Source organism: Streptomyces sp. NPDC002306, from assembly GCF_053593435.1.
Map to the genome: position 1 here is coordinate 214,094 of NZ_JBSFCK010000008.1, position 25,686 is coordinate 239,779.

The 25,686-nt window shown below is 73.4% G+C and carries 26 protein-coding genes; 15 read left to right on the forward strand and 11 right to left on the reverse strand.

Annotated features, from left to right (window positions below):
* Positions 1–37: 37 nt before the first annotated feature.
* Positions 38–919: a formyltetrahydrofolate deformylase gene (purU, locus tag ACWCQK_RS18590; RefSeq protein ID WP_451156232.1), complete on the forward strand. Its 882-nt coding sequence runs from the start codon at positions 38–40 to the stop codon at positions 917–919.
* A 100-nt stretch (positions 920–1,019) separates the two neighbouring features.
* Here the strand turns inward: purU and ACWCQK_RS18595 are convergent, their stop codons facing one another.
* Together ACWCQK_RS18595 and ACWCQK_RS18600 are read right to left on the reverse strand one after the other, a co-directional pair.
* The gene (locus tag ACWCQK_RS18595) at positions 1,020–2,417 is read right to left on the reverse strand and encodes a zf-HC2 domain-containing protein (RefSeq protein ID WP_451156233.1); all 1,398 of its coding nucleotides are present in this window, start codon (positions 2,415–2,417) and stop codon (positions 1,020–1,022) included.
* Positions 2,414–2,995 carry a sigma factor gene (locus ACWCQK_RS18600; RefSeq protein ID WP_451156234.1) on the reverse strand — a complete coding sequence of 194 codons (582 nt, stop codon included), beginning with the start codon at positions 2,993–2,995 and terminating at the stop codon, positions 2,414–2,416. The genes ACWCQK_RS18595 and ACWCQK_RS18600 overlap by 4 nt, the downstream gene beginning before the upstream one ends.
* Positions 2,996–3,335: 340 nt before the next feature.
* On the opposite strand from ACWCQK_RS18600, the gene ACWCQK_RS18605 reads away from it, so the two are divergent.
* Together ACWCQK_RS18605 and ACWCQK_RS18610 are read left to right on the forward strand one after the other, a co-directional pair.
* Positions 3,336–3,716, forward strand: a complete 381-nt coding sequence (locus ACWCQK_RS18605) for an STAS domain-containing protein (RefSeq protein ID WP_451156235.1) — start codon at positions 3,336–3,338, stop codon at positions 3,714–3,716.
* Between the two features lie 142 nt (positions 3,717–3,858).
* The gene (locus ACWCQK_RS18610) at positions 3,859–4,368 is read left to right on the forward strand and encodes an EF-hand domain-containing protein (protein ID WP_451156236.1); all 510 of its coding nucleotides are present in this window, start codon (positions 3,859–3,861) and stop codon (positions 4,366–4,368) included.
* Here ACWCQK_RS18610 and ACWCQK_RS18615 read toward each other — a convergent pair.
* Positions 4,347–5,861 carry a class I adenylate-forming enzyme family protein gene (locus tag ACWCQK_RS18615; RefSeq protein ID WP_451156237.1) on the reverse strand — a complete coding sequence of 505 codons (1,515 nt, stop codon included), beginning with the start codon at positions 5,859–5,861 and terminating at the stop codon, positions 4,347–4,349. The two genes, ACWCQK_RS18610 and ACWCQK_RS18615, sit on opposite strands and share 22 nt — an antisense overlap.
* Positions 5,862–5,995: 134 nt before the next feature.
* Between ACWCQK_RS18615 and ACWCQK_RS18620 the strand changes: the two genes are divergently transcribed.
* From ACWCQK_RS18620 to ACWCQK_RS18635, 4 genes are all read left to right on the forward strand, one after another.
* Positions 5,996–7,153, forward strand: coding sequence for an acyl-CoA dehydrogenase (locus tag ACWCQK_RS18620; protein WP_451156238.1), 1,158 nt, complete (start codon positions 5,996–5,998; stop codon positions 7,151–7,153).
* 9 nt (positions 7,154–7,162) lie between these two features.
* Positions 7,163–8,104 (forward strand): acyl-CoA dehydrogenase family protein, encoded by a 942-nt coding sequence (locus ACWCQK_RS18625; RefSeq protein ID WP_451156239.1) that lies wholly within the window; start codon positions 7,163–7,165, stop codon positions 8,102–8,104.
* Positions 8,105–8,494: 390 nt separating this feature from the next.
* Positions 8,495–8,620: a hypothetical protein gene (locus ACWCQK_RS18630; RefSeq protein ID WP_451156240.1), complete on the forward strand. Its 126-nt coding sequence runs from the start codon at positions 8,495–8,497 to the stop codon at positions 8,618–8,620.
* A gap of 3 nt (positions 8,621–8,623) precedes the next feature.
* Entirely contained in the window at positions 8,624–9,109 is a 486-nt protein-coding gene (locus ACWCQK_RS18635) for an ATP-binding protein (protein ID WP_451156241.1), read from the forward strand.
* 414 nt (positions 9,110–9,523) lie between these two features.
* On the opposite strand, the gene ACWCQK_RS18640 is transcribed toward ACWCQK_RS18635, so the two are convergent.
* Positions 9,524–10,450 (reverse strand): cyclase family protein, encoded by a 927-nt coding sequence (locus ACWCQK_RS18640; protein ID WP_451156242.1) that lies wholly within the window; start codon positions 10,448–10,450, stop codon positions 9,524–9,526.
* Between the two features lie 84 nt (positions 10,451–10,534).
* Between ACWCQK_RS18640 and ACWCQK_RS18645 the strand changes: the two genes are divergently transcribed.
* The 3 genes from ACWCQK_RS18645 to ACWCQK_RS18655 all read left to right on the forward strand — a co-directional run bounded on the left by ACWCQK_RS18645 (position 10,535) and on the right by ACWCQK_RS18655 (position 13,841).
* Entirely contained in the window at positions 10,535–11,446 is a 912-nt protein-coding gene (locus tag ACWCQK_RS18645; RefSeq protein ID WP_451156243.1) for an SDR family NAD(P)-dependent oxidoreductase, read from the forward strand.
* 191 nt (positions 11,447–11,637) lie between these two features.
* Complete coding sequence (locus ACWCQK_RS18650; RefSeq protein WP_451156244.1) at positions 11,638–12,792, forward strand: acyl-CoA dehydrogenase family protein; 1,155 nt, start codon at positions 11,638–11,640, stop codon at positions 12,790–12,792.
* Entirely contained in the window at positions 12,792–13,841 is a 1,050-nt protein-coding gene (locus ACWCQK_RS18655) for a Zn-dependent alcohol dehydrogenase (protein ID WP_451156245.1), read from the forward strand. The genes ACWCQK_RS18650 and ACWCQK_RS18655 overlap by 1 nt, the downstream gene beginning before the upstream one ends.
* A gap of 79 nt (positions 13,842–13,920) precedes the next feature.
* Here ACWCQK_RS18655 and ACWCQK_RS18660 read toward each other — a convergent pair whose 3' ends face one another.
* A complete protein-coding gene (locus ACWCQK_RS18660) occupies positions 13,921–14,958 on the reverse strand; it encodes a GlxA family transcriptional regulator (protein WP_451156246.1) in 1,038 nt (345 codons plus the stop codon).
* Between the two features lie 71 nt (positions 14,959–15,029).
* On the opposite strand from ACWCQK_RS18660, the gene ACWCQK_RS18665 reads away from it, so the two are divergent.
* Positions 15,030–16,346 (forward strand): MFS transporter, encoded by a 1,317-nt coding sequence (locus ACWCQK_RS18665; RefSeq protein ID WP_451156247.1) that lies wholly within the window; start codon positions 15,030–15,032, stop codon positions 16,344–16,346.
* A 3-nt stretch (positions 16,347–16,349) separates the two neighbouring features.
* Here the strand turns inward: ACWCQK_RS18665 and ACWCQK_RS18670 are convergent, their stop codons facing one another.
* The 4 genes from ACWCQK_RS18670 to ACWCQK_RS18685 all read right to left on the reverse strand — a co-directional run bounded on the left by ACWCQK_RS18670 (position 16,350) and on the right by ACWCQK_RS18685 (position 21,477).
* The gene (locus tag ACWCQK_RS18670) at positions 16,350–16,970 is read right to left on the reverse strand and encodes a flavin reductase family protein (RefSeq protein ID WP_451156248.1); all 621 of its coding nucleotides are present in this window, start codon (positions 16,968–16,970) and stop codon (positions 16,350–16,352) included.
* Positions 16,971–17,044: 74 nt separating this feature from the next.
* Positions 17,045–17,851 (reverse strand): enoyl-CoA hydratase/isomerase family protein, encoded by an 807-nt coding sequence (locus ACWCQK_RS18675; protein ID WP_451156249.1) that lies wholly within the window; start codon positions 17,849–17,851, stop codon positions 17,045–17,047.
* Position 17,852: 1 nt separating this feature from the next.
* Positions 17,853–20,078, reverse strand: coding sequence for an acetate--CoA ligase family protein (locus ACWCQK_RS18680; protein WP_451156250.1), 2,226 nt, complete (start codon positions 20,076–20,078; stop codon positions 17,853–17,855).
* 181 nt (positions 20,079–20,259) lie between these two features.
* Positions 20,260–21,477, reverse strand: coding sequence for a flavin-containing monooxygenase (locus ACWCQK_RS18685; protein WP_451156251.1), 1,218 nt, complete (start codon positions 21,475–21,477; stop codon positions 20,260–20,262).
* Between the two features lie 357 nt (positions 21,478–21,834).
* Here ACWCQK_RS18685 and ACWCQK_RS18690 point away from each other — a divergent pair, with 357 nt between their 5' ends.
* The 4 genes from ACWCQK_RS18690 to ACWCQK_RS18705 all read left to right on the forward strand — a co-directional run bounded on the left by ACWCQK_RS18690 (position 21,835) and on the right by ACWCQK_RS18705 (position 23,663).
* On the forward strand, positions 21,835–22,287 hold the full coding sequence (locus tag ACWCQK_RS18690) for a DoxX family protein (RefSeq protein WP_451156252.1): 453 nt from the start codon (positions 21,835–21,837) through the stop codon (positions 22,285–22,287).
* On the forward strand, positions 22,251–22,697 hold the full coding sequence (locus ACWCQK_RS18695) for a Zn-ribbon domain-containing OB-fold protein (RefSeq protein WP_451156253.1): 447 nt from the start codon (positions 22,251–22,253) through the stop codon (positions 22,695–22,697). Before ACWCQK_RS18690 ends, ACWCQK_RS18695 begins: the two co-directional genes overlap by 37 nt.
* A gap of 208 nt (positions 22,698–22,905) precedes the next feature.
* Positions 22,906–23,508, forward strand: a complete 603-nt coding sequence (locus ACWCQK_RS18700; protein ID WP_451156254.1) for a GNAT family N-acetyltransferase — start codon at positions 22,906–22,908, stop codon at positions 23,506–23,508.
* Positions 23,505–23,663: a hypothetical protein gene (locus tag ACWCQK_RS18705; RefSeq protein WP_451156255.1), complete on the forward strand. Its 159-nt coding sequence runs from the start codon at positions 23,505–23,507 to the stop codon at positions 23,661–23,663. Before ACWCQK_RS18700 ends, ACWCQK_RS18705 begins: the two co-directional genes overlap by 4 nt.
* Here ACWCQK_RS18705 and ACWCQK_RS18710 read toward each other — a convergent pair.
* Together ACWCQK_RS18710 and ACWCQK_RS18715 are read right to left on the reverse strand one after the other, a co-directional pair.
* Positions 23,641–24,306: a pyridoxine/pyridoxamine 5'-phosphate oxidase gene (locus ACWCQK_RS18710; RefSeq protein WP_451156256.1), complete on the reverse strand. Its 666-nt coding sequence runs from the start codon at positions 24,304–24,306 to the stop codon at positions 23,641–23,643. The two genes, ACWCQK_RS18705 and ACWCQK_RS18710, sit on opposite strands and share 23 nt — an antisense overlap.
* Before the next feature lie 117 nt (positions 24,307–24,423).
* The gene (locus ACWCQK_RS18715) at positions 24,424–25,599 is read right to left on the reverse strand and encodes a thiolase C-terminal domain-containing protein (RefSeq protein ID WP_451156257.1); all 1,176 of its coding nucleotides are present in this window, start codon (positions 25,597–25,599) and stop codon (positions 24,424–24,426) included.
* Positions 25,600–25,686: the final 87 nt, after the last annotated feature.

The window sequence follows — 25,686 nt, forward strand, 5'->3', positions numbered from 1 at the left end:
TCCGCCGGGACCGGGCGGATATGGGACGCTGTGCTGCATGAGTGAGCAGTCCACCCGAGCCGCGGCCCCGGCCGACCAGTACGTCCTCACCCTGTCCTGCCCTGACAAGAAGGGCATCGTGCACGCCGTGTCGAGCTATCTCTTCATGACCGGCTGCAACATCGAGGACAGTCAGCAGTTCGGGGACCACGACACGGGTCTGTTCTTCATGCGTGTCCACTTCTCGGCCGAGGCGCCGGTGACCGTGGACAAGCTCAGGGCCAGCTTCGCCGCGATCGGTGACTCCTTCCGCATGGACTGGCAGATCCACCGGGCCGAGGAGCGGATGCGGGTCGTCCTGCTGGTGAGCAAGTTCGGGCACTGCCTGAACGACCTGCTGTTCCGGGCGAGCATCGGCGCGCTGCCGGTGGAGATCGCGGCGGTGGTCTCCAACCACACCGACTTCGCCGAGCTCGTGGGCTCGTACGACATCCCCTTCCACCACATTCCGGTGACGAAGGACACCAAGGCCGAGGCCGAGGCCCGGTTCCTTGAGCTGGTGCGCGAGCAGGACATCGAGCTCGTCGTCCTCGCCCGCTACATGCAGGTGCTGTCGGACGACCTGTGCAAGCAGCTCAGCGGGCGGATCATCAACATCCACCACTCCTTCCTGCCGAGCTTCAAGGGCGCGAAGCCGTACCACCAGGCGCACGCGCGCGGGGTGAAGCTGATCGGCGCGACGGCGCACTACGTGACCGCCGACCTGGACGAGGGCCCGATCATCGAGCAGGAGGTCGAGCGGGTCGGTCACGACGTCACGCCGGACCAGCTGGTCGCGATCGGGCGGGACGTCGAGTGCCAGGCGCTGGCGCGGGCCGTGAAATGGCACGCGGAGCGCCGGATCCTGCTGAACGGCCGGCGGACGGTCGTCTTCGCGTAGCCGGACGGCCCGGCGGCGGACGAGCCCGGCCGGGGCACCGGCGGTCTCCAGGCGATGCGACGACGCCGACGGGCCACCGGCGGCTGAAGACGCCGGCGGGCTACAGGCGGCTCAGCGACGCCGTCGCCAGCAGCACGTCCCTGATCGCCGCTCGGTCCCCGACCTGTCCCGCGGCCGCCTCCTCCGGGGGCACGTGCCCTGCCGCGAGCCGGCAGAACTCCACGCCGTCCAGGGCCACATGCGCCACCTCGTGGTGGGCGGAGCCCACCGCCGCCGGGGAGTCCAGCGGGATCAGCCACTCCCCGCCGCCGAGCCCCTCGATCTCCAGCCGCAGACTGCGCCCGGGTTCACCGGCCGGTACGAGGTGCCGCTCCGGGCCGGGCGCGGCGAGTCCGGCGCGACGGCGCTCGGCCAGCGCGAGCGGCAGCATCCGGGCCGCGAGGTCGATCATGCGGTGCATGTGGCGCGGGGACGGCGGGTCGTACGGGTAGTCCACCGCCTCCGCGATGTCCTCCCCGTGCACCCAGCACTCGAACGCGCGGTCCAGCATCGCGTCCCGCAGCGGCAGTGCCATCTCGTGGTCGCCGTCGCCGCCGTAGGACACCGCAAGCTGTCCGGAGCCCCCGCCGGTGAAGGACACCATCCGGACGATGCCGTGGCTCTGCTCCCGCCACGGGGTGCGCACCGAGCGGGTGGGCGGGAAGTGGGACGCCCGCCAGTACGCCTCCGTACGGCCGCCCGGTGACGGGACCGTGCCGGACGGAAGGTGCGCCAGCGGATCCTCCAGACCGAGCGCGAGCGCGACGAGGCCGTCGACCGCGAGCAGATGCGCGATGACCCCGGCGACCGTCGTACGGCGGCTGGCCGAGGCGACGCCGTCGAACCAGCGCAGCCGCACCGGCGCGTGCCACTCGGCGTCGCCGAAGTCCTGGAGCAGCGCGTCGAGCCGGGCGGTCTCGGCGTCGTACGCGTGGGCCCAGTCGGGCACCGGGATGCGGGGCGGCCGCCGGTCGAGACAGCCGGCCAGCACCCGGGTGCGCAGCCCCGGGTCCAGGTCCAGCGGCTCGGGCGGATGCAGCAGGCCGACCGCCTCGCGCAGCCGCCGTGCCTCGTCGGCGCAGGAGCCGCAGTCGCCCAGGTGCTCCTCGACGGCCGCCGTCTCCTCGGCCGAGCAGGCGGCCAGCGCCCAGGCACCGAGCAGGGACTTCAGGACCGGGTGCTCCAGCGCGAGCGGCGCGAGGCCCGAGGCCGAGGCGGCCGGTCCGGCCGATCCGGTCCTGTCCTCCGCGGCGGCATTGTCGGCCTCACGGTGCTTGTCGGCCTCATGGTGCTCGTACTCGTCGTGCTGGTACCTGTCGCGCTGGTCGTGCTGGTACCTGTCGAGCTCCTCGTGCGCCCGCTCGGGCTCGTACGTGCCGTGCCCGTCGTCGTGCTCCTCGCCGTGCTGCTCGCGCCGGTGCTGGTCGTCGGGTGTCTCGAAGCGGTCCGCCCCGGTCACGCCGCACCTCCGTATTCGGGTGGTGCCCCGGGCGCGCCGGCGTCATGGGCGGTGGACAGCAGTTGCAGGCCCAGGCGCAGTCGGCGGCGGGCCTCGTCCTCGGTGACGCCGAGGTCGGCGGCGGTCTGGCGGTAGTCGCGGCGCTGGAAGTACGCACGGTCCAGGGCGGCCCGCAGCGGGGTCGGCATGGACTGGACGATGTAGTCGGCGCGGGCGGCGACCGAGGCGTGGCGCACCCTGAGCTCCAGTTCCGCGGCGGTTCCGGGGGCGCCGTCGGCCAGGGCCGCGGTCCCGAGGGCGCGCAGTCGCTGCACGGCCAGGCGGTGGGTCAGGTCGGCCATCCAGGTGCGCAGGGGCCCCTTCTTCGGGTCGTAGGCGTCCGGATGCTCCCAGACATGGGCGAAGACCTCGCGGGTGATGCCGTCGGCCGCCTGGTCGTCTTCGAGCACGCGGTGAGCGAGACCGCGCACGAGCGACGCGAATCGGTCATAGAGCTCACCCAGGGCGGCCGCCTCACCGCGAGCGAGCCGCTGCTGCATCTTGCGGTCCCAGCGGGGCGGTGCGTCCCTTTTCGCCATCAGGCCCCCCTCACCGGTCCGTCCCTGAGTCCAGCGTGCGCCCACTGTCTCCTCGAATGTAGTCGGCACGTCCGACAGCGCACGCCCCTTTGTTGCAATGTGCGCCCCCCGAAGAGTCGTGGGTGGTAAGAGGCCTTGGAAGGGCCTGGGTGTGGGGCTCCCGATCGCTCGGTTACCCCCGTATCGGTCGATCAGACACGATCGAACAGGATCGAAGCCGACTGAAACAAGCCTTATCCGGTCGGTTTCCGTTTCTCGGTAGGTGTTTCAGGGAACAGCCCGCTGGGCAGCCGCGCTGCAAGGAAGCGAAGCAGTTGCTTCCGTTTGGCGAGCGAAGGGCGTGGTGGTGGCGATCAAAGTGACCGACGGCGAGCGCGGCGACTGGGCCGTGCTCCAGGTGTCCGGCGAACTCGACCTGGTGACCTCGCCCACGCTGCGGCAGCGGGTGCACGACGTGGTGGCCGAGGGCCGGCACAGTCTCGTCCTCGATCTGTCCGGGGTGTACTTCTGCGACTCCAGCGGTGTCGGCGTCCTCATCGCCGCCCGCCGCCTGCTGCGTTCCTGCCAGGGCCGCCTGCGGCTGGTCCTGCCCGCCCAGGGCGCGGTCGAGGGCTCCCACGTCAACCGGGTCTTCGGCGCGCTGGGCGTCCGCCGTCTGTTCGACGTGCATCCGGACCTGGCGACGGCGGTCACCGAGGAGCCCCGCCCGCTGTCGGCGTGAGCCCCGTCTTCGCGCCGCGCCGTTGTCCTGGAATTCCCCCGGTCTTGGCACAAGCGTCGATTTCCCCCTCCCGGACGGCCCCCGGCGTCGTACGCTCCAGATCAGATGTATCCCGACGTGACGTGAGGCGGGCCGAGGAGACATGGTCAGCAGCGAGTACGAGCGCAGGATCGCGGCCCGGTTCGCCGTCTTCGACCAGGACGGCAACGGCTACATCGACCGCGAGGACTTCAACACGGCCGCCAAGGCACTGCTGGTGGAGTTCGGCACGGCGGCGCGCTCCGACAAGGGGCAGGCGCTGTACGCGGGCGCCGAGGCGTTCTGGCAGGGAATGGCCGGCATGGCGGACCGGGACGGTGACCAGCGCATCACCCGGGAGGAATTCGTGAACGGCGCGGTCAAGCGCCTGCGCGACAACCCCGACCGGTTCGGCGAGATCGCCCGCCCCTTCCTGCACGCGGCCCTGGACCTGGCGGCCGAACCGGACGGCACGGCCGCCGTCGCGGACACCGCGCGCGTGCTCACGATCCTGGGCGTGCCCGAGGACATCGCGCGCCCGGTGGCCGCCGCGCTCGACGTCGACGGTGACGGCCGGGTCGGCGAGGCGGAGATCGTGCCGGCCTTCGCCAGCTACTTCACCGTCGCCGAATAGCGCTCCCTGAGCCGGTACTTCAGCACCTTCCGCAGGGTCTCGTTGCGCGGCAGGGCGTCCACCACCTCCAGCTGTTCCGGCAGCTTGTGGACCGACAGCCCTTCCGCGCGCAGGTACGACGTCACCGCCTCCAGGGTCAACGCACCGGCCCCGGGCGGCTGTTCGACGACCGCGCAGACCCGCTCCCCGCGCTCGGCGTCCGGCAGTCCGACGACGGCCACGTCACCGACGTCCGGGTGCCGGTGCAGCAGGTCCTCGATCTCCTTCGCCGAGATGTTCTCGCCCTTGCGGATGATGACGTCCTTGAGGCGGCCGGTCAGGACCAGGTGCCCGCTGCCGGTGACCTGCCCGAGGTCGCCGGTGCGCAGGAACCCGTCCCGGTCGAAGGCCTGTGCCGTCTGCGCCGGGTCCAGGTACCCCTGGCACACCGCCTCCCCCTTCAGTCGTACCTCCCCGTCGACGATCCGGATCTCCATCCCCGCCGGCGGCCGCCCCTCCGTCGTCGCCAGGTTCTCCGCCGTGTCGTCCGGCGCCCCCATGGTGATCATCGGTACCTCGGTCATGCCGTAACCGTGGGTGAGCTGCACCCCCATCTCCCGTACGACGCGGTGGTAGAGCTCGGGCGGCTTCGGCGCCCCGCCGCCCGCCAGCAGCCGCAGCGTCGGGACGACCTTCTCGCCCGGCCGCCGGCGCTGCTCGGCGAGGAACATCGAGTAGAACGCCGTCGAGCCGCCCGCCACCGTCACCCCGTGCCTGCGGTACTCCGCCAGCGCGTCCGGCAGCGCGAACTGCTCGAACATCACCGCGGGGAAGCCGTACAGCAGCAGCATCACCGTGTAGTCGGGGCCGGCGATGTGCGCGTAGGGGAAGGCCATGGAGCCCACGTCGGCCGCCGACAGCCGCAGCGCGTGGGCGAGGCAGGAGCCGCCCGCCAGCAGGGAACGGTCCGTGTGCAGCACGCCCTTGGGGTCGGACGTGGTGCCGGAGGTCCAGTAGATCCACCGTACCGAGGTGCCGTCGGCGGGCGGCGGGGGCAGGACGCGGGGGTCGCCGTCGGGCAGGTCGCCGTCGTCGTACGCCTCGAAGATCCCCTTCGCGCCCAGCCGCCGTGCCAGCTCCGTGTGGTCGAAGCCCCGCCATGTTCCCGGCACGGCGAAGAACTCCGCCCTGGACTCGCGCAGCGCGAAGCCGACCTCACGGTCCCGGTAGAACGGGATGACGGGCGTCTGTACGGCGCCCAGGCGGGCCAGGGCGAAGGACAGCAGGGCGGTCTCGATACGGGTGGGCAGCTGCCAGGCGACCACCGTGCCGGGGCGTACGCCCATCCCGTACAGCCCGGCCGCCACCCGCTCGGCCCGGCCGCGCAGCTCTCCGAAGGTCAGCGCGCGGTCGCCCTGGAGGAGGACGGGGCGCTCGGGGGTGAGGCCTGCGCGGCGGTCCACCAGTTCCCAGAGGGTGCGGGCGGAGCTCAGGGCGTGTGCGGTGTCGTTCACTTCGGCCCCCTGACATAGCTGACGGGTAGTCAGATCGTGGGCAGAGCGTAGGCCCGGGCGCCTTGTCGGTCCAGGGGTGCGCGGCTAGCCTGCCCGTGCGGCAAGGATCTGACGGGTTATCAGATAGGTGGCGTATGGACCTCTCCTGCACGCCCGAGGAGGAGGAGTTCCGCGCGGGGCTGCGGGAGTGGCTCGCGCGGGTGCTCCCGACCCTGCCGGTGAAGCCGTCCGCCGACGACTGGCCGGGCCGCCGGGCCTACGACCTCGGCTGGCAGCGGATGCTCCACGACGCCGGGTACGCGGGACTGCACTGGCCCGTCGACGCGGGCGGCCGGGGCGCCACGCCGACCCAGCACCTGATCTTCCTGGAGGAGACCGAGCGGGCGGGCGCCCCGTACGTGGGGGCCGGTTTCGTCGGACTGCTGCACGCGGGGCCGACCATCGCCGCCGAGGGGACCGCGGAGCAGCGGGCGCGCTGGCTGCCGCCCGTACTGCGCGGCGAGGAGGTCTGGTGCCAGGGCTTCAGCGAACCGGACGCCGGATCGGACCTGGCCGCGCTGCGCACGCGCGCGTGGCGGGACGGCGACCACTATGTGGTGAGCGGGTCCAAGATCTGGACGTCCCACGCCGAAGTCGCCGACTGGTGCGAGCTGTTGGTGCGGACCGACCCGACCGCGCCCAAGCACCGGGGGATCAGCTGGCTCGCCCTGCCGATGGACACGCCGGGCGTCACCGTACGGCCGCTGCGCACGCTCGCCGGGTCCGCCGAGTTCGCCGAGGTGTTCCTCGACGAGGTGCGGGTGCCGGTCGCCAACCGGGTGGGGGCGGAGAACGACGGCTGGCGGGTGACGATGGTGACCCTGTCCTTCGAGCGCGGTACGGCGTTCGTGGGCGAGGTGGTGGCGTGCCGGCGTGTGCTGGGCGAACTCGCCCGTGAGGCGCGCGCGAACGGCCGCTGGGACGACCCGGGCGTGCGGCGCTCGCTGGGCGTGCTCAACGCCGAGTTCCGCGCGCTGTGGCGGCTGACGCAGTGGAACGTGAGCGAGGCGGAGGCGACCGGCGGCGGGGTGCCCGGCGTCGGGGGTTCGGTCTTCAAGCTGAGGTACTCGCACGCGCGTCAGGAGCTCTACGACATCGCGGCCGACGTCCTGGGCGCCGAGTCGCTCGACCTCGGGCGGCCGTGGGTGCTGGACCGGCTGTCCTCGCTGTCGTACACCATCGCGGCCGGGACCTCGCAGATCCAGCGCAACATCGTGGCCGAGCGGATTCTCGGGCTGCCGAAGGGACGGTGACTCACCGCGATGCGTTTCCGACTCACGGAGGACCAGCAGGCGTTGCGGACCGGCGTACGTGAGCTGCTGGCCCGGCGTTTCGGCCGCGAGGCGCTGCGGGCGGCCGTGCGGACGCCGGAGCTGGACCGGGCACTGTGGCGGGAACTGGGCGCGGCCGGGTTCTTCGCGCTGCGGGTACCCGAGGCGGACGGCGGGGTCGGACTGGGCCTGCCAGAAGCGGTGTTGGCGTTCGAGGAGGCGGGCCGGGTCCTGCTGCCGGGTCCCCTCGTGGCCACCCACCTCGCGGCGGGCACGGTGCCGGGCGCGGCGGCCGGGGAGGCTGTGGTGACGGCCGTGGACGGCGGTCTCGTGGAGTGGCTGGCGGAGGCGGACGTGGTGCGCGGCGACGCCGCCGGCGCCGTACCGCTGACGTCGGTGGACCCGCTGACCCCCCTGCACCGGGTGCCCGCGGGCACCGGCCCGGACGCGACCGCCGACCGCGCCCTCGGCGCCGCCCGCCGCGTACCCGCCGTCGTGTCCGTTCCCGCCCCGGATCCCCTCGCCGTGCTCCTCACCGCGGCCGAACAGCTCGGCACGGCCACGCGCGCGTGCGAGCTGGCGGTGGAACACGCCCGGACGCGTGAGCAGTTCGGTCGGCCGATCGGGGCCTTCCAGGCGGTCAAGCACCTATGCGCGCAGCTTCTGGTACGGGCGGAGGTGGCCCGCGCGGCGGTCTACGCGGCCGCGGTCACCGCCGACCCGGTCGACATCGCCGCGGCCCGGCTGCTCGCCGACGAGGCCGCCGTGCGCGGCGCCCGCGACTGCCTCCAGGTGCACGGCGGGATGGGCTTCACCTGGGAGTCCGAGGTGCATCTGCACCTGAAGCGGGCGTGGGTGCGGGCGCGGCGGGCGGGCGGCGGCACCGAGGGCGCCGAACTGCTCGCGGCCGACCTGGCCGCCGGTCCGGCCTAGGGCCCGGGCGGCGGGACGCGGGCGGCCCGCGTGTCGCCGATCGTGGCACGAGGGAACTACGGAGCGTCGATATCGGGTTGTGTCCTGCCGGGGGCTCGTCACGGCCCGGAGTCGGCACCCCGCTCCGGTACCTTGTGTGAGATGCGAGTGGTTCCGGGTACGAGCCATGCCGGTGTTGCCCCAGGGGCGGCCCCGGGACCGGCGGTGCGCGTCGCTGTTCGCGGGACGGCAGGGGCCTGTTTCCGGCCATGTTTCCCGGCCTGTTCGACTCCCCGCGGTACGGGTCGCACAGTATGCCGGACGAGTACTCCTTGGCGCTGGAATATGCCCGAAGCGCTTGTTGGGGTGACTGTACGTCAACCAAGCTGTCCTACAAGGGATTCACGTTCCGTGATCCTGGCCCCGGCCATTGTCCTGGTCATGCTGAAAATGGCTACGATCGTGGCCCTCGTCATGGCCCTCGTCGAGGCGCTCGCGTGGCGCGAGGCCATGTGTCCGCCGGTTCGGATGGTGTGAGCGGTGCAGGTGCTACAAGTGCAGCTGGAGGTCCGGCCCGACCCCGCCGAGGTCGGGCGCGCCCGCAGGTGGGCCCGTTCGCGGCTCGCCGGGTCCGGCATAGAGGCCGACGAACCGCTCGCCGAGACCCTCGTGCTCCTCGTCTCCGAGCTGGTCACCAACGCGGTGGTGCACACCGGCTGTCCGGCCGTGCTGCGCCTGTCGCTGGCCGCCGTGGCGGCTGAGGTGGCCACCGTCCGCCTGGAGGTGGCCGACGCCAGCGACCGGGCCCCGGTGCCGCGGTGCGCGGACGGCGACGCGACCGGCGGCCGGGGTCTGGCCCTCGTCGACGGGCTCGCCGACCGCTGGGGCTGGAGCCCCGAGGGCGCGGGCAAGCGCATCTGGTGCGAACTGGACCGGTGTGAGCGCCCCGAGGCGACCGCGTCGGGCCGCGACGGTACGGCGTCGGCGTACGAGGGACTGGTGTACGGGGCGTACGAAGCCGTGTGACCGCTCCTGTGACGCGTGCGGTGGACGGGCGCACGCGTGCCGGAACGTCGGCACCCCTGGTGCACGGGTGAGGAAAGCGCTGTCGTCCGGTGAGGGCCGGGACGTCGTGCGCCCGGACGTGCTTCCGTGCGCGCCCGTGGCACATCAGGGCATAAGTAATAAATCTCCGATCGGGTGTTGACGCGGCGTGTCCGTTTGATCACGCTTGTGGCAGCGATTCGCCGCGAGGGGACGGCGAGGGTCCCGGTGACGGGGGCCCTCGGCGAGTGTGGGTCGTGAATTCGGCGTCGTTCCTCTCGGGGGCCGAGGGGGACCGGGGCGGGTGCGCCGGAGTCGGATGGCGGCGCGCGGTGCCGTGCTCGGGGCGGGCAGCTGCGCGCCGCCAGCCGAACTCGTCCAGCGGACCCGGCCGGCCTACAGGATCGCCACCGGCGCCACCGGGGCCCCCGTCGCGCCGGTGAAGGGCTCGGGCGTCGCCGACAGCAGGAACGCGTAGCGCTTTTCTTCTCCACAGGCTGTGGACAACTTTTCGAGATTCCAGTTCTGGCCCTGGAGCATGCCCATCTCGACCAGGTCGAGCGCGTGCACGGGCAGCCACAGATCCTCGATCTCGGGCGGGAATATCTCGAAGGTGAGGGTGTCGTTCGCGACCGCCGCGACATCGCGCGCGTGGAACCACTCCGGCGTACGGACGGACAGCCCGGGCGACGGATGGGCGTACGCGTGCCGGTCGCCCGCGAGACACGCCTGGATCTGTCCGGTCCGCACGAGCACCACGTCACCGGCGCGCACGCGCGTGCCGGCCAGGTCCTCCGCGGCCTCCAGGTCCTCCGGGGTGACGGCGTGCCCGCCGTCGAGCCGGTCGACGCCCCGCGCCCGGGCCACGTCGAGCAGCACCCCGCGCGAGACCAGGTGGCGGGCCTTGTCGATGCCGCCGAACGCGGCGCCGCCGTGCGCGGTGACGGTGTCGGCGGGACGGCCGTTGTAGAGCCTGCCGGAGTGCGAGACGTGCGGCAGCGCGTCCCAGTGGGTGGCGGCCTGGAGGCCCATGGTCACGGCGTCGTCGCTGCACGCCACCGTCCCCGGCCCGAAGATCTCCTGGTTGATCTGCACCATCACGTGCAGCGGGTCGACGCGCCCCGGGATCATCCCGGTCTGCACGCCGTCCTGCCGGAGAGGGAGGGCGAGGGGGACGCGCCGGCCGGTACGCACGCACGCGGCGGCCTCCCGGACGACCTCGTCGGTGATCAGGTTGAGGGTGCCGATCTCGTCATCGGCTCCCCAGCGTCCCCAGTTGTTGACGCGCTTGGCGATCTCGTGGAACTCGTCCGGCAGCGACATGGGTCCTCCCCGGGGCTTGTCTCCAGGTATCCGGCGGGACATAAAATCTAACGGTCCGTCAGATAACGCGGGAAGGGGCCGGGCGTGGGGAACTTCTTGGCAGGCAAGGTCGTCGCCGTGACGGGTGCCGGACGCGGGATCGGCCGGGCGGTGGCGCTGGCGGCGGCGGCCGAGGGCGCGCGGGTCGTCGTCAACGACCATGGTGTCTCCGTCGACGGCGCCTCACCCACCAGCGAGGTCGCCGAGGCGGTGGTCAAGGAGATCGAGGCCGCCGGCGCGGAGGCGGTCGCGGTGGCCGACGACATCTCCACCATGGCGGGCGGGCAGCGCCTGGTGGACACGGCCGTGTCGGCGTACGGCCGGCTGGACGGCGTGGTCTGCGTGGCCGGCATCCTGCGCGAGCGGATGCTGTTCAACATGTCCGAGCAGGAGTGGGACCCGGTGGTGGCCACCCATCTCAAGGGCACGTTCACGGTGTTCCGGGCGGCCGCCGCGGTGATGCGCGCACAGCGCTCCGGCACCCTGATCGGCTTCACCAGCGGCAATCACCAGGGCTCCGTCTCGCAGGCCAACTACAGCGCCGCGAAGGGCGGTGTCATCTCGCTGGTGCGCAGCGCCGCGCTGGGCCTGCACAAGTACGGGGTGACCGCCAACGCGGTGGCCCCGGTGGCCCGTACGAGGATGTCGGCGAACGTCCCGACGGAGCTGACGGAGATCGGCGAACCGGAGGACGTGGCCGCGCTCGTGGTCTATCTGCTGTCCGACCGGGCGAAGGAACAGCGGATCACCGGCCAGGTGTACACGATCGCCGGACCCAAGATCGCGGTCTGGGCCCAGCCGAGGGAACTGCGGGCCGCGTACGCCGACGGCTCCTGGACCCCGGAGCGGATCGCGGACTTCCTGCCGGGGACGGTGGGCACCGATCCGATGCCGCTGCTGGAGCGGCTGGAGGCGATGGAACGGGCGGCGCGGGACGGCGCCCGGCCGAACGCCTGACGCGGCCCGCCCCCGAGCCCCGCCCGGACCCTGCCCGCGTCCCGCCCGGAGTCCGCCCAGGTCCCGTCCGCGCCCTGTCCCCACCCCTTCCGATCCCCTTCCGATCCCCCTCCGATCTCCCTCCGATCTCCTTCCGATTTCTGTCCGAGTCCCTTCCGAGTCGCTTCCGATTCCCTTCCGAGGAGGTCACCGTGGAGTTCGGGTTCACGCCGCAGGACGAGGCGTTCCGCGCGGAGGCGCGCGGCTGGCTCGCCGCGCACGCCGCCGACGCCCAGGACCGCCGCACCTGGGAGCGCGCCCTCGGCAAGGCGGGCTGGATCGGCCTCGGCTGGCACGAGGACGGTTACGGCAACCGCACCGCCACCCTGACCCAACAGGTCGCCTGGGCCGAGGAGTACGCCCGCTCGGCCGCACCCCCGCGCTCCGGGCACATCGGCGAGAACCTCCTCGCCCCCACCCTCCTCGCCCACGGCACCGACGAGCAGCGGTCGCGCTTCCTGCCCCCGATCGCCGCCGGCGACGAACTCTGGTGCCAGGGCTACAGCGAACCCGGTGCCGGCTCCGACCTGGCCGCCGTGCGCACCACGGCCGAGCGCGAGCCGACGGGGACGTACTACCGGGTCACGGGCCAGAAGATCTGGACGTCGCTCGCGCACGAGGCGGACTGGTGCTTCGTGCTGGCCCGTACCGAGCCCGGCTCGCGCCGCCACCACGGCCTGAGCTTCCTGCTCGTGCCCATGGACCAGCCTGGCCGCGTCGAGGTCCGCCCGATCCGCCAGCTGACCGGCACGAGCGAGTTCAACGAGGTGTTCTTCGACGGGGCACACGCGCGCGTGGAGCACGTCGTCGGCGGCGCGGGCCGGGGCTGGCGGGTCGCCATGAGCCTGCTCGGCTTCGAGCGGGGCGTGTCGACGCTCGCCCAGCAGATCGGCTTCGCGGCGGAGCTGGAGCGCGTGCTGCGCACGGCCGTGGAGACGGGCGCGGTGACCGATCCCGTCGTACGGGACCGGCTGGTGCGCCAGTGGGCCGAGCTGCGCACCATGCGCTGGAACGCCCTGCGCACGCTGGGACGTTCGGGCGACGCGGGGGCGCCGAGCGTGGCCAAGCTGCTGTGGGCGGGCTGGCACCAGCGGCTCGGGGAGCTGGCGATGCTGGTGCGCGGCCCGGCGGCGGCCGTCGGCCCGGCCGACTGGTCGCCCGCGCGTCCGTACGAACTCGACGCCCTCCAGCATCTGTTCCTGTTCTCCCGGGCCGACACGATCTACGGCGGCTCGGACCAGATCCAGCGCACGATCATCGCCGAGCGCGTGCTCGGCCTGCCCAGGGAGCCCAAGGGAGCCGCGTGATGCGAGGCGTGATCTTCGACGGGAATCAGGTCCGGGTCGTGGACGACCTGGCGGTACGGGATCCGGGCCCCGGTGAGGTGCTGGTGGCCGTCTCCGCGGCGGGCCTGTGCCACAGCGACCTGTCCGTGGTGGACGGGACCATCCCGTTCCCCGTGCCGGTGGTGCTGGGGCACGAGGGCGCGGGCGTCGTGGAGGCGGTGGGCGCGGGCGTCACCCATGTCGTGCCCGGCGACCACGTGGCCCTCTCGACGCTCGCGAACTGCGGTACGTGCGCGGAGTGCGACCGGGGCCGGCCGACGATGTGCCGGCAGGCGATCGGCCGGCCCGGGCGGCCGTTCTCCGAGGACGGCCGCCCGGTGTACCAGTTCGCCGCCAACTCGGCGTTCGCCGAACGGACCGTGGTGAAGGCCGTGCAGGCCGTGCGTATCCCGAAGGACATCCCGATGCCGTCCGCCGCGCTGATCGGGTGCGGGGTGCTGACCGGACTGGGCGCGGTCCTCAACCGCGCGCGGGTGGACCGCGGGGACAGCGTGCTGGTGATCGGCACGGGCGGGATCGGTCTCAACGTCATCCAGGGCGCCCGGATCGCGGGCGCGCTGCGGATCGTGGCGGTGGACGCGAACCCCGGCAAGGAGTCCGTGGCCCGGCAGTTCGGCGCGACCGACTTCCTGACCTCCACGAAGGGCGTGAAGGACGTGCTGCCGACCGGCGCGGACCACGCCTTCGAGTGCGTCGGCCGGGTCGAGCTGATCCGGGAGGCGATCGACCTGCTGGACCGGCACGGCCAGGCGGTCCTGCTCGGCGTGCCCCCGGCGACGGCGGAGGTGTCCTTCCGGGTGTCCACCCTCTTCCTGGACAAGGCGATCCTCGGCTGCCGCTACGGCTCCTCCCGCCCCCAGCGCGACATCGCGCTCTACGCCGAGCTGTACCGGCAGGGCCGCCTGCTGCTGGACGAACTGGTGACGGCGACCTACCCGGTCGAGGACTTCGAGAAGGCACGCGCGGACGCCGCGGCGGGACGAGTGGCACGGGCCGTGCTGACCTTCTGACCCACATGCGCCCGCCGGGCCGGGTCGGGCACCGCCGCTGACCGGGCCCGGGGGCGGGACGAGCCGCGGCGCGCGTCGGTCAGCGCCGGGCGCCGCCGACGCCGTGGCGTGCGCCGGCACCGGCCGGGCGGTTCCCGACCCGGAACGTGCGCCGGTACGCCGTGGGGGTGACCCCGAGCGCCGCCTGGAGGTGCTGCCGCATCGACTGGGCCGTGCCGAAGCCCGCGTCCCGGGCCACCTGGTCGACCGAGAGGTCGGTGGACTCCAGCAGGTGCCGGGCCCGTTCGACGCGCTGCTGGGTGAGCCACTGGCCCGGGCTGACGCCGACCTCCTCGCGGAAACGCCGGGTGAAGGTGCGTACCGACAGGGACTCCTGGGCGGCCATGTCGCGCAGCTGGAGCGGCTCGTGGAGCCGGCCGAGGGCCCAGGCGCGGGCCGCGGTCGTGCCGGCCACCTGCGGGTCGGGCACGGGCCGGTCGATGTACTGGGCCTGCCCGCCGTCCCGGTGCGGGGGGACGACGGTGCGGCGGGCCACCTCGTTGGCGACCGCGGTGCCGTGGTCGCGGCGGACCATGTGCAGGCACAGGTCGATCCCGGCCGCGACGCCCGCCGAGGTCAGCACGTCGCCGTTGTCGATGAACAGCACGCCCGCGTCGACCCTGATCCGGGGGAAGAGGCGCTGGAAGTGCTCGGCGTCGGCCCAGTGCGTGGTCGCCGGGCGGCCGTCGAGGTGGCCGGCCGCGGCCAGCACGTACACGCCGGTACAGATGGAGGCGAGCCGGGTGCCGGGCCGGATGTGCGCGAGCGCGGCGGCCAGTTCGTCGGTCAGGACGCCCCTCTCGAAGACCGGACCGAGCTCGTACGACGCCGGGACGACGACCGTGTCGGCGGTGGCCAGGGCCTCCGGGCCGTGGGCGATCTGGACGGCGAAGTCGGCGTCGGTCCGCACCGGGCCCGGCGGCCGGACGGAGCAGGTGACGACCTCGTACAGATGGCGTCCCTCGGCGTCCTTCGGGCGGCCGAAGATCCGGTGCGGGATGCCCAGTTCGAAGGGCAGGATCCCGTCGAGGGCCAGCACGACGACACGGTGGGGGCGGAACGCGCTCTCACGGGTCATGGCCCGATCCTAACGAATACTGTCCTTCGGGCCACTCGTTCCGGATCCTCGGGTATCGGAAGCTCTATGTCGTGACCCAGACAACCGAAGCCGCAGCCGTAGGGGCGCAGGCCCCGTCCGCCCGCGGGCCCCGTATCCACCGCGCGTGGTTCGTCGCCGCGGTCGCCTTCGTCACGATCATCGGCGCGGCGGCCTTCCGCTCCCTGCCCGGACTGCTCATCGACCCGCTGCATCAGGAGTTCGGCTGGTCGCGCGGCACGGTCGGCGCCGCCGTCTCCGTCAACCTCGCCCTGTACGGGCTCACCGCGCCCTTCGCCGCCGCGCTGATGGACCGCTTCGGCATCCGGCGGGTGGTCGCGGTCGCCCTGACGGTGATAGCGATCGGCTCCGGACTCACGGTGTGGATGACCGCGGCCTGGCAACTGCTGCTGTGCTGGGGCCTGCTGGTGGGCCTCGGGTCGGGTTCGATGGCGCTGGCGTTCGCGGCGACGGTCACCAACCGCTGGTTCACCACGCGCAAGGGTCTGGTGACCGGCATCCTCACCGCGGCCTCGGCCTCCGGCCAGCTGATCTTCCTGCCGCTGCTGTCCTGGATCGTGGAGCGGCACGACTGGCGTCCGGCGGCCGTCACGGTGGCCCTCGCGGCGCTCGCGGTCGTCCCCTTCGTCTGGCTGCTGCTGCGGGACCATCCGGCGGACGTGGGCCAGAAGCCGTACGGGTCGACGGAGTTCGTGCCGAAGCCCGAGCCGGTGCCCGGTGCCGCCCGCCGGGCCGTGACCGTCCTGTTCTCGGCGGTCCGTACCGGCCCCTTCTGGCTGCTGGCCGGCACCTTCGCGATCTGCGGCGCCTCGACCAACGGCCTGATCCAGACCCACTTCGTGCCCGCCGCGCACGACCACGGCATGCCCATCACGGCGGCGGCCTCGCTGCTGGCGGTCATCGGCGTGTTCGACGTGGTCGGCACGGTCGCCTCGGGCTGGTTCACCGACCGCTTCGAACCGCGCCGCCTGCTGGCCGTGTACTACGCGCTGCGGGGCGTCTCGCTGCTCTTCCTGCCGATGCTGCTGGCGTCCAGCGTGCACCCCCCGATGATCTTCTTCATCGTCTTCTACGGCCTCGACTGGGTCGCCACCGTGCCGCCCACCCTGGCGCTGTGCCGGGAGCGGTACGGCGACGACAGCGCCATCGTCTTCGGCTGGGTCCTCGCCTCCCACCAGGTCGGCGCCGCGCTCGTCGCCTTCCTGGGCGGGGCCGTCCGGGACGCCTTCGGCTCGTACGACATGGTCTGGTACGGGTCGGGCGCGCTGTGCGCGGCGGCGGCGCTGATGGCGCTGGTGATCAGGCGGCGGCCGGTGACGGCGACGATCGCGCCGGTGCTGCCTGCCTGACCGTCAGCGGTCCTCGCGCAGCCGCGCGAAGCGCCCCCGGTGGAAGAGGAGCGGGGCGCCGTCGCCCTCGTCGGTGCCGAGGGCGTCCACCCGTCCCACCACGATGAGGTGGTCGCCGCCGGTGTGCACGGCGTGGACGGTGCAGTCGATCCAGGCGAGGGCCCCGGTCAGGCGTGGCGCCCCGGAGACCGGGGCCGGTTCGTGCCCGACCCCCGCGAACTTGTCCGCGCCGCTGACCGCGAAGGCGCGGCACAGCTCGCCCTGGCGTTCGGCCAGGACGTTGACGCAGAAGACGCCGGCCCGTGCGATGCGCGGCCAGGTCGTGGACGTACGGCCGACCATGAACGCGACGAGGGGCGGGTCCAGGGAGAGCGAGGAGAAGGACTGGCAGGCGAAGCCGGCGGGGGCGGGTTCGCCGTCGGCGGGCGGTGCCGTCACGACGGTGACGCCGGTGGCGAAGGTCCCCAGCACCCGCCGGAACTCGCCCTGGTCCAGCGGCGCCCGCTCGTCCTCGCCGACGCACCGCAGTTCGGGGCGCGGCAGCGCCTCGACGGGCACCGGCGACGGCGCTCCGGCCGATCTGAGGTAACGGACGGCGGCCGCCGCCATCCCTGCGTGTCCCATCACGTTCCCCATTGAAGCTGACGGGTCGTCAGATAGGAAGGGGTGGACGCGTCGGACGCGGGGCCGTCCGGGCGTCAGCGGCCCCTGAACTCGGGCGCGCGCCGCTCGACGAAGCTCCGCACGCCCTCCCGCGCGTCCGCCGTCCCCATGTTGATCTCCTGTGCGGCGGCCTCCGCGGCGAAGGCGGTGGCGCGGTCGGAGTCGAGCGAGGCGTCGACGAGCTGCTTGGTGAGGGCGAGGGCGCGGGTCGGTCCGGCGGCGAGGCGCTCCGCCCACGCGCGGGCGGTCCGGTCCAACTCGGCGTCCGGGACGACCCGGTTGACCAGGCCCAGGCGCTCGGCGTCCGACGCGGCGAGGGCGTCGCCGAAGAACATCAGCTCCTTGGCCCGCCGGGGGCCGACCAGCCGGGGCAGCAGATAGGCCCCGCCGCCGTCGGGGACCAGCCCGCGCCGCACGAACACCTCGATGAACCGGGCGGACTCCGCGGCCAGCACGAGGTCGCAGGCGAGGGCGAGATGGGCACCGAGGCCGGCCGCGATGCCGTTCACGGCGGCGATCACCGGTTTCTCGCAGTCGAGTACGGCGGCGATCAGCCGCTGGGCGCCGAGGCGCAGCGTGCGGGCGACGTCGCCGGCGACCCGCTCCCCGGCCGGCGGACCGGCCCGCAGGTCCGCGCCCGAGCAGAAGCCGCGGCCCGTCCCCGCGATGACCACCGCCCGCACGTCCGGGTCGCCGGAGGCCTCGTAGAGCAGCCGGATGACGCGTTCGCGCTGGTCAGGGGTGAGGGCGTTGAGGGCTTCGGGGCGGTTGAGGGTGATGCGGGAGACCTGGTGGTCGGTGGTGTGCAGGACCCAGGACTCCGCCGACTCGGCCGTGTCCATCTCAGCGACACACCGCCAACGCGTCCAGTGCCACGGCGCCTTGCCCTCTGGGCAGCACCATCAGCGGATTGATGTCGAGTTCGGCGAGCTCGTCCCCGAGTTCCAGGGCCAGGCGCTGCACCCGCAGGACGACCTCGACGAGGGCGTCGACATCGGCCGGCGGCCGGCCGCGCACCCCGTCGAGCAGGGCCCGGCCGCGGAGTTCGGTGAGCATGGTCCTGGCCTGGTCCTCGCCGAAGGGCGGCACACGCACCGCCGCGTCCCGCAGCACCTCGACGAGGACACCGCCGAGGCCGACGGTCACGGTCGGCCCGAACAGGTCGTCGTGGGTGACCCCGACGACCATCTCGACGCCCCGCTCGACCATCTGGCACACCAGGACGCCGTCCAGCGAGACGTCCTCGTAGCGGGCGATCTCCGTCAGCTCGCGGTAGGCGTCACGGACCTGGCTGGCCGAGGTCAGGCCGATCTTCACCAGGCCCAGTTCGGTCTTGTGGGCGATCTGCGCGCCGGACGCCTTCATCACCACGGGGTAGCCGACGAGCCCCGCCGCGCGCACCGCCGCCGCCGCGCTGGTCACCAGCTGCTCGCGCGGCACGCGGATGCCGTAGGCGCGCAGCAGTTGTTTCGCCGCGTGCTCGCTCAGCTGCCGGCCCGGCCGCATCAGGGCCTGTGCCTTGCGGAAGGAGGGGGAGGTGGCGCGGGGGGCCTCGTCGAAGGGGGAGCGGTAGCCGCCGACGAAGCGGTGGTGGTCGAGGTGGGCGCGGACGGCCGCGAGGCAGTTGCCGACGGTGCGGAAGGTGGCCACGCGGGAGGAGCCGAGCAGCACCTCGCGGTAGGCCGGCTCGGTGCCCACCGGCGACCCCCACACCACGCACACCAGCTTGTCCGTCCGCTCGGCCGCGTCCACCAGGTCCCGGACGAGCCGGTCGCTCAGGGGCGGGAAGGGGCCGGTGATCGGGCAGATCAGGACGCCGACCTCCGGGTCGTCGAGCAGCGCGTCGATGATCTTCCGGCCGCGCTCGTCGCCGACCGGGTGGCCGCCGTTGTCCACCGGGTTGGCCACGCTCAGGTACTCGGGTATCCACTGGTGCAGTTCGGCCTGTTTGGCGTCCGAGAGCACGGGCAGCCGCAGGCCCGCCCCGGCCGCCAGGTCGGCCACGTGCGCGCCCGTGCCGCCCGAGATCGAACAGATGACGACCCCGTCGGCGAGCGGGGCGCGGGCGCGGGCCAGCAGGGCCGCGGTGTCCTGGAGCTGGTCCAGGCCGTCCACCCGGATCACGCCGAACTGCCGCATCGCGGCGTCCACCACCGCGTCCGCGCCGGTCAGCTTGCCGGTGTGGGAGGCGGCGGTGCGGGCGCCGGTCTCGGTGCGGCCCACCTTGACCGCGACGACCGGTACGCCGCGCCGGGCGGCCCGGTCGGCGGCCAGCAGGAAGGAGCGGCCGTCCTTCAGCCCCTCGACGTAGCAGGCGATGGCGCCGACCTCGGGCAGCTCGGCGAAGTAGGAGAGGAAGTCGGCGGTCTCCAGGTCGGCCTCGTTCCCGGTGGGCGCCCAGTGGGAGAGCCGGATGCCGAGCTCCTGGAGGGCGAAGACCGGACGGCCCTGGTGGCCGGACTGGGTGATGAGGGCGATCGCCGGTCCGTCGAGGTCGTCGCGGAACCGCTCGAAGGCGTTGAGGTTGGTGTTCGGCCCGAGCAGCCGTATCCCGGAGCGGGCGACGGCGGCCGACAGCCGGGCCTGGGCGAGCGCGCCGCGCGCACCGGTCTCCGCGAACCCGGAGGCGAACGCCACCGCGAACCGCGCCTTGGCCTCGCCGAGTTCCTCGATCACGGGCAGCGGATCGGCGACCAGCAGGACGGCGAGGTCGACCTGCTCGGGCAGGTCGGCGACGGACGGCAGGCAGGGGATGCCGAAGACCGAGGCGCGGGTCGGGTGGACGGGGCGGAACCGGGCTCCCACCCGCTCCGCCCAGCCGAGCAGTTGCCGGGTGATACCGGTCTGGGGCCGCCCCTCGGCGTCCGAGGCGCCGATCACGGCGACGGACTCGGGCCGGAAGAGCCGGTCCAGGTCGGGGACTTCGGCGTACAGCGGACGGCCGCTGACGTCGAGGTCGTCCACGTCGGCCGGACGGCCGTGGACGGCCGGCGCCGGGGGCTCGCCGCAGGCGAGGACGCGGGCCCGGCGGGAGTCGGTGGTGAGGGTGCCGTGGGTTGATCCAAGCATCGGTCCGCCCGCTCCTGTGTGACAGCTCCAATAACTGACGCACTGTCAGATTACTGAACTGACGTTCCGTCAGGAACGGGTCTGCACGCAAAGAACCCACGAAGGCCCCGGAGCCGGCCGCTGGGGTGGCTACGGGGGTGGGTCGGCGGGGGACCGGCTGCGAGGGGTGGGGTGGGGCGGGTCAGGCCGGGAGGCGGGACGGCTGGTTCGCCCCGTCGGACGCCACGGCCTTCGCGATCTTCTCCGCGTCGATCGCCAGCTCGCGGAACATGCCGCTGATCGGGTTGGTGAAGCCGGTGAAGTACAGGCCGGGCGCGTTGCGCGGGGTGCGGGCGCCGTGGACGACCGGTCTGCCACGGGCGTCGAGCACGTCGAGGTGGCCGACCAGGCCTTCGAGGGCGCGGACGTAACCCGTGGCCGCGACGACGGTGTCCGGCGAGATCCGGCTGCCGTCGGCGAGGAGGACCTTGTCGTCCTCGAAGCCCTCGACGGCCGCCACGACCTCGACCTGCCCCTTGCGCACGGCGTCGATGAGGCCGACGTCCTGGACCGGGATCGCCCCCGCGGTGACCCTGCTGTAGAGGCCGGTGTCGGGGCGGGGCAGTCCGTGGGCCGACAGATCCGGCACGCTCAGCTTCGCCATCGGCCGGGCCAGCCGGTCGACGAGCCGGACCGGCAGGCGCCGTACCAGCACGCCCGTGTACTGCGCGGCCCAGCCGGCCGTCGAGCGGCGCACGATGTGCGGGGCCGTACGGACGGAGAGCCGCACCCGCGACGCCCCGCCGTCCGCCAGGTCCACGGCGATCTCCGCGCCGGTGTTGCCGACCCCGACGACGAGGACGTCACGGCCGGCGTAGGGCCGCGCGTTGCGGTAGTCGCCGGCGTGCAGCAGTTCGCCGGTGTACGTCTCGCGGCCCGGCCACTCGGGCAGGCGGGGCGTGTGGTTGAAGCCGGTGGCGACGACCACCGCGGTGCCGGTCAGTTCCCGGCCGCCGGTGGCGTGCAGCAGCCAGCCGGTGCCGTCGGGCGAGCGCTCGACGCGGGAGACCTCGACTCCGGTGACGATCTCCAGCGCATGGCGCTCGGCGTACTTCTCCAGATAGCGCACCACGTTGTCGCGGGACACCCAGCGTCCGAACCGGCGCGGCATCGGCAGGCCCGGCAGTGCGGACAGGCGGCGGGTGGTGTGCAGGTGGAGCCGGTCGTAGTGGCGCCGCCAGGACGCCCCGACGCGGTCGGACTTCTCCAGGACCACGGCGCGGATGCCGCGGGCGCGCAGCGCGTACGCCACGGCCAGACCGCCCGGGCCGCCGCCGATGACGTACACGGGACGGTCGGTGGGGACCGCCGTGGTGGGCGCGGGCGGGGTGGAGTCGGTGGAGTCGCTGGAGTCGGCCATGTGCGCGAGCGTAATCACGCAGGGGGTTGATGGGTCTCGGTCAAGACCGGAATTGATTGCGGATTGATTACGCCTGGAGGAACGGCGAGTGGGACGGGTGACGTAGACCACTCAACGCGCGGGAGCGGTGAACGAAGTGGACGAGTCGGGGGCCGAGCGGGGGCGGCGGGGAGCGGCGACCGGCGAGCGGGAAGCGGGGAGCCGGAAGAGCTCGCCGGGGTCGGAGTTCGAGCCGCGGCCTGGACCGCCCGTCGATCCGCGGGACGCCGACGTCTTGCGAAAGCACCGGCCGTCCGCTGAACTGACATACCGTCAGATCGGGCGGGAGCGGCTCGGCGGGAGGGTGGGTCCGGGGACATGGACACGATCTGGCTCAGCGGGGCGGAGTGGCTGGCGGTGCTGCGGATCGGGCTCGGCCTGTGGTGGCTGGAGAGTTGGCGGCACAAGGACCGCGAGGACTGGTTCGAGCACGGCACCGGGATCGCGTGGGCGGTGGGCGTCGCGGCCAAGCACCGGTGGGGCGTGGTGCGTTCCGGTTTCGAGACCGTGGTCGCCGCCAGGCCGCGCACGATGGCGTACGTCGTCGTCTACGCGGAACTCGCCCTGGGCCTGGGCCTGATCGCGGGTTTCCTGACCCCCGTGGCCCTGGTCGGCGGACTGGTGCTCAACACCCTCTACTTCGTCCTCATGATCCACGACTGGGCCGAGCAGGGGCAGAACTCGATGATGGGACTCATCTCGGTGGTGGGCCTGTTCGGGATGTCCTGGCAGACATGGTCGCTGGACGACGCGCTCGGCTGGTTCCGGTGAGCGGCGGCGCCCCGCGGTACGACCTCCCCGAGCCGGACGGCTTCACCCGCGTCTACTGGGACGCGGCCGCGCGACGGCGTCTGCTGCTGCGCCGCTGCGGGGCGTGCGGGCGGGCCCACCACTACCCCCGCGAGTTCTGTCCGCACTGCTGGAGCGACGACGTGACCTGGCAGGAGGCGAGCGGCCGGGCCGCGCTCTACACCTGGTCGGTCGTCCACCGTAACGACCTGCCGCCGTTCGGCGGCCGCACCCCGTACGTCGCCGCCGTCGTCGACCTGGCCGAGGGTCCGCGGATGATGACCGAGGTGGTGGAGTGCGCGCCGGCCGACCTTCGGGCGGGGACGGAGCTGGAGGTCACGTTCCGGTCCGGGGTGCCGGTGTTCCGGCCCGGCGGTCCGAAGCCCTCGTGAACCCTGGCGGTCTAGGGGCCCTGGGGTGTCCCGGCGGTCCGAGGCCCTGGTGAACCACGGCGGTCAGAAGCCCTGCTGAACCCCGGCGGCCCAGGAATCCGCGCGGCCGCTCGGGAGGACCCGATGCGCCGGCGGCCATCGATGCCCCGCGCTCCCGGGCGCCGTAAAGGAACTGCCGACATCGCGTCCCACGGGCTTCAATGGCCCCATGGCCCCCAGCAGCGAGCACCCCCTCGGCACCCCCTTCCCCGAACTCGACGGCCACGGACTGCGGTTGAGCCGCTGGCGCGCGGACTCCGACGCCGACGCGGCGGCCTGGCTGCGCGGCGTCCGCGACCCGGAGTTCCGGCGCTGGAACACCCCGCTCAGGCCCGTCACGGACCTCGACAGCGCCCGGGCCTCGCTGCGGGCCAGGGAGGAGTACACGGCCGACGGCACCGGCGCGTCCTTCCGCATCGCGGACGCGGCGAGCGGTACGACACTGGGGCACCTCGGCGTCAACGTGATCAACCCGGCCCTCCGCTCCGCCCGGGTCGGCTACTGGGTCCTGCCCGAGGCCCGCGGCCGGGGCGTGGCCACCCGCGCCCTCGCCCTGGCCGCCCACTGGGCCCACACCGACCGCGGCCTGCACCGGCTGGAGCTCGGCCACGCCCTGGGCCACGACGCCTCCTGCCGGGTCGCCGAGCGGTGCGGCTTCCGCTACGAGGGCACGCTGCGGGGCGAGATGTTCGAGGCGGGCCGCCGCGACGCGTTCCGCGACGCGCACCTGCACGCCCGACTGTCGACCGACCCGCCGGCGGACCTGCCGTGAGGGGTCCCACCTCGCGGTACGCCGACGGCGTGGACGCCTCGGCCGACCGGCCGAGCGAGTGCCCCTACCGGCGGCTCGGCTACGAACCGGTGCGCGATTTCTCCGCGTACGGCTTCGAGGAACGCCGTGGCCTCAGGGCCACAGCAGTTCCCTGACCCAGCCCGAGCCCTCCCGCCGGTAGCGCAGCCTTACATGCCGTCGCCGTTCGTCGCCCTGGAAGAACTCCACCTCCGTCGGCCGCAGCCGGTAGAGCGTCCAGGTCGCGGCCTCGGTGTCCGGTTCACGGCGGGCCAGCTCCCAGGCGTCCTCCGAGGCCCGCCGCAACTCCTCGGTGGACCCGAGGACCTCGCTCTGCCGTCCGGTCAGCGCGGCGGCCAGCGCGCCGGTGGAGCGGGCGTGCAGATCGACCCGTGCCTCCTCGGGCGGGGCCACGGTGACCGGGCCGCGTACGCGCACCTGACGCCCCTGGACGGGCCAGTAGAAGCCGAGCGCGGCGTACGGGCGGGCGGCGAGCTGGCGGCCCTTGCGGCTGTCCGCGTGCGTCGCGAACGCCCAGCCGGCCGCGTCGGCGCCGTGCAGCATCACGGTCCGTACGTCCGGGAGGCCCTCCGGATCCGAGGTCGCCAGCGACATCGTGTGCGGTTCGGCCTGTCCGGCCGCCACCACCTGCGCGAACCACGCCGTGAACAGCGCGAGGGGCTCGGCGGGCGTGGCGTCCGGGTCGAGGGGCGGCAGGTCGGTGGCCGCCGGGTCCCACACCCGCAGGGACCTGAGCAGCTCGTGAAGATCCGTTCCCATGTCCCGAGTATCACCTGTCCCGAGTATCACCGACGGTCCGCACGACGCCGTGACAGTCCGGCAGCCCGCCCGCCCCATGGCCGCCCGACCGCCCGGCCAGGCGAGCGTGCCCCCGTCTCAGCCCCGGCCCAGCACCACCGTCCCCGAGGAGCAGAACCAGCCGCCCGTGCCGGAGGCGACCGCCAGCTCGGGCAGGGTTCCGTCCCGTCGCCGCACCTGGCGCGCCCCCGTCTCGCCGCGCAGCTGCCGCACCGCCTCCACCAGCAGGAACAGCCCTCGCATCCCCGGGTGCTGGGCCGAGAGGCCACCCCCGTCCGTGTTCACCGGCAGCTCCCCGCCCGTCACCTTCAGCCGCCCCCGCTCCACGAACGCCCCGCCCTCGCCCTTGGCGCAGAAGCCGAGGTCCTCCAGTGTCACCAGCGTCATGTAGGTGAAGGCGTCGTAGATCTCCGCGAGGTCGATCTCCCGCGGCCGCACGCCCGCCCGCTCGAAGGCGAGCCGTCCGCTCACCGCGGCCGGGGACACCGTGAAGTCGGGCCACTGCGACATGGCGGCGTGGGAGACGTGCTCCCCGGTGCCGAGGATCCACACCGGGGCCGTCCGGCAGTCGCGTACGTACTCCTCGGCGGCGAGCAGCACCGCCGCCCCGCCGTCGGAGCGCAGGCAGCAGTGCAGCTTGGTGAACGGGTCGGCGATCATCGGGCCGGACAGGACGTCGTCCACGGTGATCGGGTCGCGGAACAGCGCCTCCGGGTTCAGGGCGGCGTTCGCCCGGGCCTGGACCGCGACCTGGGCCAGCTGCTCGATCGTCGTGCCGTGCTCGATCATGTGGCGGCGGGCGGCCATGGCGTACTTGGCGACGAGTGTGTGGCCGTAGGGCGCCTCGAACTGGAGCGGGCCGCGGGCGCCGAAGGAGAGGTCGCCGGTGCGGCGGCCGGCCTTGATGTCGGCGCGGGCGGTCGAGCCGTAGACCAGCAGGACGGCCTCGGCGTGGCCCGCGGCGATCGCGTCGGCCGCGTGGGCCGCCATGACCTCCCAGGTGGAGCCGCCCACGGAGGTGGAGTCGACCCAGGTGGGGCGCAGGCCCAGGTACTCGGCGACCTCCACGGGGGCCAGGGTGCCCGTGCCCGCGGACGCGAAGCCGTCGACGAGCGAGCGGTCCAGTCCGGCGTCGGCGAGGGCGCGGCGGGCCGCCTGGGCGTGCAGGGAGTACGGGGTCGCGTCGTCCACGCGGCCGCAGGAGGAGAGCGCCACCCCGACGACGGCGGCCTTCCGGGACCCTGGTGAGGACATGGATCTGACGGTATATCAGATTCGGTGCGCGCGGCAGTCGTTGTGACCCTGGGCATTCACGTGCGGGAGTCCTAGCATGACGGGCCG